Below are 2,481 nucleotides of genomic sequence, written 5' to 3'. Positions count from 1 at the left end.
TGTGTTTCGGCGTGCAAAATTGACCCCATTAGCGGGGTAATCGGCGTCCAATTTTGACCCCCTTCGGATCTATCTGACCATCCGTTTTTTTGACGGCGGATGGAGAGGGAGTTGAAGCGAGTGGATACGATTGCGCGCGTCCGGCGGGCCTTCCATGTTCAAGGCTGGTCGATGAAGAAGATCGCCCGTGAACTGCATGTTTCCCGCAACACGGTCCGCAAGATATTGCGCACCGACGAGACCGACTTCTCCTACGAGCGCGAGCGGCAGCCTTTGCCGAAGACGGGAGTATGGAAGGCGGAGATCGAGCGGTTTCTCACCACGAATGAAGGCAGGCCATCGCGCGAACGGCTGACGGTGATCCGGATTTACGAGGAGCTTCGCGCACTCGGATATGACGGCAGCTATGATGCGATCCGCCGTTACGCCAAGGGTTGGGCGAAGACCCGCGGATCAGCGACGGCGCAGGCCTATGTGCCGCTCTACTATGCACCCGGCGAAGCCTACCAGTTCGACTGGAGCCACGAGATCGTGCTGATCAACGGCACGACGACGACCGTGAAGGTCGCCCATGTCCGGCTCTGCCACAGCCGCATGATGTTTGCCCGCGCCTATATGCGCGAGAGCCAGGAGATGGTGTTCGACGCCCACGACAAGGCGTTTGCCTTCTTCCGAGGGACCTGCACACGCGGCATCTACGACAACATGAAGACGGCTGTTGAGGCGGTGTTCGTCGGCAAGGAGCGGCTATACAATCGCCGCTTCCTGCAGATGTGCAGTCATTATCTCGTGCAGCCTGTCGCCTGCACGCCGGCATCCGGCTGGGAGAAGGGTCAGGTCGAGAACCAGGTTGGACTGGTGCGTGAACGCTTCTTCACGCCGCGCCTAAGAGTCAAAAGCCTTGAGGAATTGAACGTCTGGCTGCTCGACAAATGCGTCGCCTATGCCAAGGCGCACAACCATCCGGAACAGGCGACCAGACGATCTGGCAGATGTTCGAGGCCGAGCGCGGCAGTCTCGTTCCCTATGTCGGTCCGTTCGACGGCTTTCACTGCGTTCCGGCCTCGGTGTCCAAGACCTGCACGGTCCGTTTCGACAATAACAAATACTCGGTCCTCTCAACGGCAGTTGGCCGCCCGGTCGAAGTCCACGCCTATGCCGAGCGGATTGTCGTCAAGCAGGATGGGACGGTCATCGCCGAACATCGGCGCAGCTTCGGACGCGGCGAGACGGTGTATGATCCCTGGCATTATGTGCCTGTCCTGGCCCGCAAACCCGGCGCTCTTCGCAACGGCGCGCCGTTCCGCGACTGGGTGTTGCCGGCGGCAATGGAGAAGGTCCGCAAGCGATTGAAGACAGTCGATGACGGCGATCGGCAAATGGTCACCATTCTCGGCTGCGTGCCGGGCGACGGGATCACGGCCGTTGAGGCCGCCTGCCAGGAGGCGCTTGATCAAGGCGTCTGCTCGGCTGCCGTCATCCTCAACATCCTGGCGCGTCGTCGCGATCCGGCTCCGGCTGCGCCCCTACAAATCCCCGATGCACTGCGGCTCACTCATGAGCCGGTCGCCGATTGTGCACGCTATGACAGCCTCAGGAGGGCAAGCTGATGGAACGCACACAGGTTCTGGAATTGATGAGCACCTTGAAGCTCTACGGCATGCGCAGCGCCTATGACGAGGTCATGGGCAACGGCATCAAGCGCCAGCATGAGCCGCCGCGTATCGTTGGCGATCTTCTGCAGTCCGAGATAGCCGAGAAGCAGGCCCGCTCCATCCGCTACCAGCTCAGCATCGCCAAGCTGCCACTCGCCAAGGATATCGACGACTTCGACTTCACCTACACGCCCGTCAATGAAGGCCTTGTCCGCGACCTGGCCACAGGAGCCTTTGTTGCCGATCAGCGCAATGTTGTTCTCGTCGGTGGCACGGGCACCGGCAAGAGCCACCTGGCCATCGCGATCGCCCGCGCTCTCATCCGCAACGGCACACGCGGGCGCTTCTACAATGTCGTCGATCTGGTCAATCGGCTGGAGACGGAGACGCGCAGCGGCAAGCAGGGCCGGACGGCAGATTATCTCAACCGCCTCGACTTCATCATCCTCGACGAGCTGGGATATCTGCCCTTCGCCCAGGCCGGCGGCCAACTTCTATTCCACCTCATCAGCAGGCTTTACGAGCGCACCTCGATCATCGTCACCACCAACCTGGCATTCGGCGAATGGCCCACCGTCTTCGGCGACGCCAAGATGACCACTGCGCTGCTCGACAGGCTCACTCATCACTGTGAGATCGTCGAAACTGGCAACGAGTCCTGGCGCTTCAAAAACCGCTCTCAAAGCTAAAGCCGAAGAGCCCTATCACCCGCACCTGGTTCGCCCTCTGCAACCCCGGCCAGCGCCGGGCGATCCAGGTGCTGATCGTCAACATGGGGGTCAACATTGGACGCCGATATCGGGTCAAGTTTGCGTGCCGATTGACA

At 60.9% G+C, this 2,481-nt stretch carries 1 protein-coding gene and 1 pseudogene; both read left to right on the top strand.

The features are described 5' to 3' along the window. Nucleotides 1–111 precede the first annotated feature (111 nt). Nucleotides 112–1,677, top strand: a pseudogene (gene istA, locus HGO38_RS30935) (IS21 family transposase). After that, on the top strand, nt 1,610–2,344 hold the full coding sequence (istB, locus tag HGO38_RS30930; RefSeq protein ID WP_250959624.1) for an IS21-like element helper ATPase IstB: 735 nt from the start codon (nt 1,610–1,612) through the stop codon (nt 2,342–2,344). The pseudogene istA and the gene istB overlap by 68 nt, the downstream one beginning before the upstream one ends. The last annotated feature ends 137 nt before the right edge of the window (nt 2,345–2,481 follow it).

The sequence above is a fragment of the Rhizobium sp. CG5 genome (genome assembly GCF_023701945.1).
Classification (GTDB): domain Bacteria; phylum Pseudomonadota; class Alphaproteobacteria; order Rhizobiales; family Rhizobiaceae; genus Allorhizobium.
The sequence above is the reverse complement of the archived record's forward strand: the minus strand, read 5'-3'. Positions and strand labels throughout refer to the sequence as shown.